The sequence below is a fragment of the Pseudomonas sp. P5_B2 genome (assembly GCF_056400445.1).
This window is the reverse complement of sequence record NZ_JBFULH010000293.1, coordinates 1-5,159: the sequence shown is the minus strand read 5'-3', so window position 1 is coordinate 5,159 and position 5,159 is coordinate 1. Positions and strand designations below refer to the sequence as shown.

5 protein-coding genes and 1 pseudogene are annotated in these 5,159 nt (G+C 59.2%); 3 read left to right on the top strand and 3 right to left on the bottom strand.

The window, feature by feature from the left end:
- Positions 1–9: 9 nt before the first annotated feature.
- On the bottom strand, positions 10–933 hold the full coding sequence (locus AC1DRJ_RS18685; RefSeq protein WP_477803463.1) for a carbon-nitrogen hydrolase family protein: 924 nt from the start codon (positions 931–933) through the stop codon (positions 10–12).
- 84 nt (positions 934–1,017) lie between these two features.
- Between AC1DRJ_RS18685 and AC1DRJ_RS18680 the strand changes: the two genes are divergently transcribed.
- Positions 1,018–1,926 carry a LysR family transcriptional regulator gene (locus tag AC1DRJ_RS18680; RefSeq protein WP_477803462.1) on the top strand — a complete coding sequence of 303 codons (909 nt, stop codon included), beginning with the start codon at positions 1,018–1,020 and terminating at the stop codon, positions 1,924–1,926.
- A gap of 9 nt (positions 1,927–1,935) precedes the next feature.
- Here AC1DRJ_RS18680 and AC1DRJ_RS18675 read toward each other — a convergent pair whose 3' ends face one another.
- A complete protein-coding gene (locus AC1DRJ_RS18675; protein ID WP_477803461.1) occupies positions 1,936–2,190 on the bottom strand; it encodes a hypothetical protein in 255 nt (84 codons plus the stop codon).
- Between the two features lie 166 nt (positions 2,191–2,356).
- Here AC1DRJ_RS18675 and AC1DRJ_RS18670 point away from each other — a divergent pair, with 166 nt between their 5' ends.
- On the top strand, positions 2,357–2,674 hold the full coding sequence (locus tag AC1DRJ_RS18670; RefSeq protein WP_477803460.1) for an ElaB/YgaM/YqjD family protein: 318 nt from the start codon (positions 2,357–2,359) through the stop codon (positions 2,672–2,674).
- A 72-nt stretch (positions 2,675–2,746) separates the two neighbouring features.
- Here the strand turns inward: AC1DRJ_RS18670 and AC1DRJ_RS18665 are convergent, their stop codons facing one another.
- Positions 2,747–3,787 carry an Ldh family oxidoreductase gene (locus AC1DRJ_RS18665; RefSeq protein ID WP_477803459.1) on the bottom strand — a complete coding sequence of 347 codons (1,041 nt, stop codon included), beginning with the start codon at positions 3,785–3,787 and terminating at the stop codon, positions 2,747–2,749.
- 225 nt (positions 3,788–4,012) lie between these two features.
- Here AC1DRJ_RS18665 and AC1DRJ_RS18660 point away from each other — a divergent pair.
- Positions 4,013–5,159 (top strand): annotated as a pseudogene (locus AC1DRJ_RS18660) (dermonecrotic toxin domain-containing protein); the annotation flags it as partial.

Here is a 5,159-nt window from a genome sequence, read left to right as displayed (position 1 = left end):
CACAAGGGGTTATGGGGTGAATCGGACCCCGGGTTTGGCGCGTTCATCCACAATCAGTTCAAACACATCCGGCCGCGCATAGTGCCCCACCACGTCATAGTCATATCGGGCGCGAACCAGGTCGTCCGTATCGATTTCAGCCGTCAACAAGCCAGGTCCATCACGCAACGGCCCCGCCAACACATCGCCCATCGGCCCGACAATCACACTGCCGCCAGCAATCAGCGGCCGGTCCGCCGGCCAGTTGGCAATCTCCACGCCCAAGGTTTGCGGCGAGTCCTGCACCTGACAGGCGCTGACTACGAAGCAGCGCCCTTCATGGGCGATGTGACGCATGCTGACTTGCCACATTTCGCGCTCGTCCACCGTCGGCGCACACCACACTTCAATGCCTTTGGCGTACATCGCSGTGCGYAGCAGMGGCATCATGTTTTCCCAGCAAATCACTGCGCCGACTCGTCCGACCTGGCTGTCGATGACCGGTAACGTCGACCCATCGCCCTTGCCCCAGATCAGCCGTTCGGTGCCGGTGGGCATCAGCTTGCGGTGTTTGGCGATCAGTCCCGCCTGCGGGTCGAAAGTCAGCGCCGTGCAATGCAGCGTGCTGCCCGCGCGTTCAATCACACCGATGACCAGATTGGCCCCAGTACGCGCCGACAACCCGGCCAGGGCTTCAGTCTCGACGCCAGGCACGTCGATGGCGTTGGCGAAATACCGGGCAAACGCTTCACGCCCCTCCGGCAGTCGATAACCCAGTTGTGTGCCAAACCCCTCGCCCTTGGGGTAACCGCCGAGCAACGCTTCGGGCATCACCACCAATCGGGCCCCGGACTCGGTAATGGCGTTTTCCCAGGCAAGAATCTGCTCCAGGGTGTCGGCCTTGCCACCGGGCAAAGCGCCGATTTGCAGCGCGGCAACGATTGACTTCGGCATTGCAGTCACTCCAGTGGCATCAGGTATTGCCCATACTCCGACGCCACGGGATCATGAATAAAGCCCGACTCACTGCTGAATGATATGAACACCATGAATATCGCCACTGTCGATCTCAACCTGCTMAAAGTCTTCGAAGCACTGCATGAAGAGTCCAGCGCCAGCCGTGCGGCCCTACGCCTGGGCGTGACGCAATCGGCGGTCAGTGCCGCGCTGCGCCGGCTGCGCGAGGTGTATGGCGATCAGCTGTTCGTGCGCACCGGTCGTGGCTTGGCGCCGACGCTCAAGGCCAACCAATTGAAACCGGTGGTCAGCGACGCGCTGAACAAATGCCGCCAGAGCCTGGCGATGGTCGATCCGGCAGCCCATCAGTACGACGGCCGCTCAGTGTCGGTGGGGATGTCGGATGATTTCGAAATTGCCTATGGCCGCCGACTGATCGAAGAAATCGCCCGAACAGCACCGAAGCTGAGGTTGATCTTCCGGCAAACCCACAGCCAGATCGTGGCCCACGCCTTGATGGAGCGCAGTATCGATCTGGCGATCACCGCTGGCGGATTTGCCGAGCGCTTGCTCAGTCGTCAGGTGTTGGGAGAAGGCGGGTATTTATGTCTGGTGGATCGCGCCAGCCTGACCGAAGGGCAACACGTCATCAGCCTCGACGAGTTCGTCGCGCGCGAACACATTCTGGTGTCGTCCGGCGGTTTTATCGGCATCACCGACGAAGGGTTGGCAGCGCTGGGGCTGAGTCGCCGGGTGTGTGCGTCGACCACGCATTTTGCCGCGCTACCGCATTTGCTCAAGGGCAGTCAGGCGGTGGCGACCATTCCGGCGCATGCCGCGCAAAGCATCGCGGCGCTCAGTGGGCTGGTGCTGCTGCCCTGCCCGTTGGCCTTGCCGCGCTATCCGATTGAGTTGGGCTGGCGCACCAGCACCCAGCTCGATCCGGTGGTACTGAAAGTGCGCGAAGCGATTGTCGCGTGTTTTGCCTGAAAGCCGGACTTACTTGTTGGCCGCCATGAGGCGATTGACTTCACTGCGCACCATGTTGGCGTATTCCGGCGGCGACATCGCGTCAAGTTCGGTACGAACCCATTCGGCCCACTTGCCTTTGCGCTTGGCACGCTCACCGAACAAGCGCGCTGCTTCACCCTTGGATTTGCCCAGGTTGCTTTGCCAGAGGTCGAACAGACGGGACTTTTCATCTTCAAGCGCAGCGCGCTCGGCGAGGGGTTTATCGGCCAGATTGAAGCTCATGGGAATTTCCTGCTGCGTAAATAGGCGACATCTTACACTGTAGGAGGAAACGTCTGACTCAGGAATTTTCTATCCAGCGAGGGTCAACGAGAAAAACTCTCTGCAACTTTTCCGCCGGGGCTAGACTCCATTATTCACTGCCTGATTACATGCAAGGAGTACCTCAATGGCTCGGAAAACCGCAGCACAAGTCGCCGAAGACCAATCCAAGGAACTGGCGTTCAGCGAGCTGGCAACGCTGATCGAAGAGTCGGAAAAACTGCTGACCCGCAGCGCCGCACTGGTCGGTGAGGAAGCCGAGACCCTGCGCGAGCAAATCGCCCTGAAACTCCAGCAGGCTCGGGATTCGGTCAACCGTGTGCGTGACCGTACCCAACCTGTCTTCGATGCCACCGAAACCTACATTGGTGGGCACCCATGGCAAACCGTGGCTATTTCCGCCGGATTCGGTCTGGTGGTTGGGTTGCTGCTCGGTCGGCGTTAAGCGGTACGGTTCTACAGCGTAAAAAGGYGAGCCACGGGCTCGCCTTTTTCTTGTATGCGTTTTTTCCAGGTATTACAGCCCCGCCAGTTCTCGCAGGTTCGCCAGCGTCCCGGCGTCGAGCGTAATGCCTTGCGAACCAGACTTGGCCCGTTCTTTATGGCGTCGATCACCCGGCAGGCGCTTGAGTCCCACACCGTGCATCTGCCGCACCAGTTCCTGACTGCGCTCGGCAAAATTCTGCCCGGCAGCCTTGCTCGGGTCGATCACGATCAACAGTTGACCGGTCCAGGGCGTTTTGGCCCCTGGATGGTTTGACCAATCGAACTCAAACGAAAAATTGCCGCCGGTCAGCGCGGCCGCCAACAATTCCACCATCATCGACAACGCGGAACCCTTGTGCCCGCCAAACGGCAGCAGTGCGCCGCCTTCGAGAATCGCTTTCGGGTCCTGCGTCGGCTGGCCAAGGCTGTCGACGCCCATACCTACCGGCAAGCGTTCGCCCTTGCGTGCTGCGATCTGCACATCGCCATGGGCAATGGCGCTGGTGGCCAGGTCGAACACAATCGGCTCGCCGCCAGCCCGAGGGGCAGCAAAGGCGATCGGGTTGGTGCCGAACAACGGACGATCAGCGCCGTGGGGTACCACGCAGGTCATGCTGTTGACCACGCTCAACGCCACCAGCCCTTCATAGGCAAACGGTTCGACGTCCGGCCACAACGCGGCGAAATGGTGTGAATTGCGAATAGCCAGCACCGCAATGCCGGCGCTGCGAGCCTTTTCCACCAACAGGGCGCGTGCAGCCGCCAGCGCCGGCTGGGCGAAACCATTGCCGGCATCGACCCGGACAAACCCCGAGGCGACGTCTTCAACCACCGGCACGGCCTGGCCATTGACCCAGCCGCTGTTCAGCGTCGAGACATAACCGGGAATACGGAACACACCGTGGCTGTGAGCACCATCGCGCTCGGCACCAGCGCAATTGAGGGCCAGCGTCCGGGCAACCTCGGCAGAGGTGCCATGGCGCAGAAAAATCTGTTCGAGCAGTTGAACGAGCGCGTCGAAATCGAGCGTTTGGGTGTTCGAACTGACGGCCATTTCGGGCGATACGGTCATCTGAAGCTCCAATTTTATTATTGAGTACGGGCAACAGCGTGAAGCGAGGTTGCAGGGCAACCTGAAAAAGTCGCCGATTAAGCGCTGTTGTACGGGCGTCCTGTCAAGCCTCAACAGACTGATCGGCTCAAGCAATATGTACCGCACCCGAGCGTTCCAGCGGGCTTACTGTTTTTCCTCGACTGAACGACTGCAATTACCGATCACTGCGCATCGAGGATAAACATGACAGCTCCCCCATTGCCGTACTTTTTCGACGAGGCACGCATTGCCTCCAATGCCCGACACCCCGGTGACCGCGAAAAAGCACTGAACTTCACGCAAGACGACCTTAAATGGATTCAGAACGTTTATTTGGCGACCGACGCAACCCGTACCGCGCCCAAAGCCCCGATGGAAGTTTCCCGGCTGATCCTGAGTGCGCCGGACATGACGGATATTCCATTGGCCGGCACTTTCGCCATGAGCCGCCCCAACGATGGAGAAGTCACGCTCTACACGCCATGGAAGGGCCTGACCAAGTTCGCGGACATCAAAGACCTTAAAAGCAAGCTCAAGGACTGGCTGGCGTCGGACACCAGCAAGGGTGAACTGTTGCGTTTTCTTTCCATCGAGCAGCGCTGCGTCCTGGCCGCCGCCGCAACACCTGACATCTCCACCAATACAATCGAAGGCGCGGTATTCCAGGACCAACAACTCACTCTTGACAGCAATCAGACTCAGAACATCAAGGCAATGATGGCCGAGTTGCTTAAAACGCCTAGCCTGCAATCGATGCTCAACGACAGCCTGAACAACGCGTTACGCAAGCCCTTCCCCAAATTGGATCAGCGACTGACCCGACTCAAGAGCTTTTTCCGTACGGCGTCGACTTTCGATGACAGCGAAGATCAACACACGATTTCCTCGCTCTCACTCACTGATGCCCTCCTTCACTTTTACCTCACCAACCAGTGGCCTACTGGCGACTCCAGAGTCTTTGCCCATCCCGCGCACGACATTAGCAGCGACGTCGATAACCTGGCATGGGAAAGTGCCTTGAAAGAGATCGCTCAAAGTTTCACCCCCCACTTGCACAGCCAGCTCGATTTATTCTGGAACAGCGACATGAGCCATGGGCTGTCACGCCGGGCGTTTTTCACCGAAGGCTTGCGCGATGCGTTCCACCTCAAGCTTCTACTCCAGCGCCAAGAGGGTATTTTATCGACGAAAGAGTACCTGAAACTGATGGTTGTCAGCCTCGCGACCACTGGCGCTGCTCTGCGCATCGAAAAAGTGCGCGTAACGGCCCCCTTCAAGCATTTCGCGGAACTGGCGTCGACCTTGATGATCGGCAGCGCCGACACATTGGGTTTTCTGTACACCCCATCCC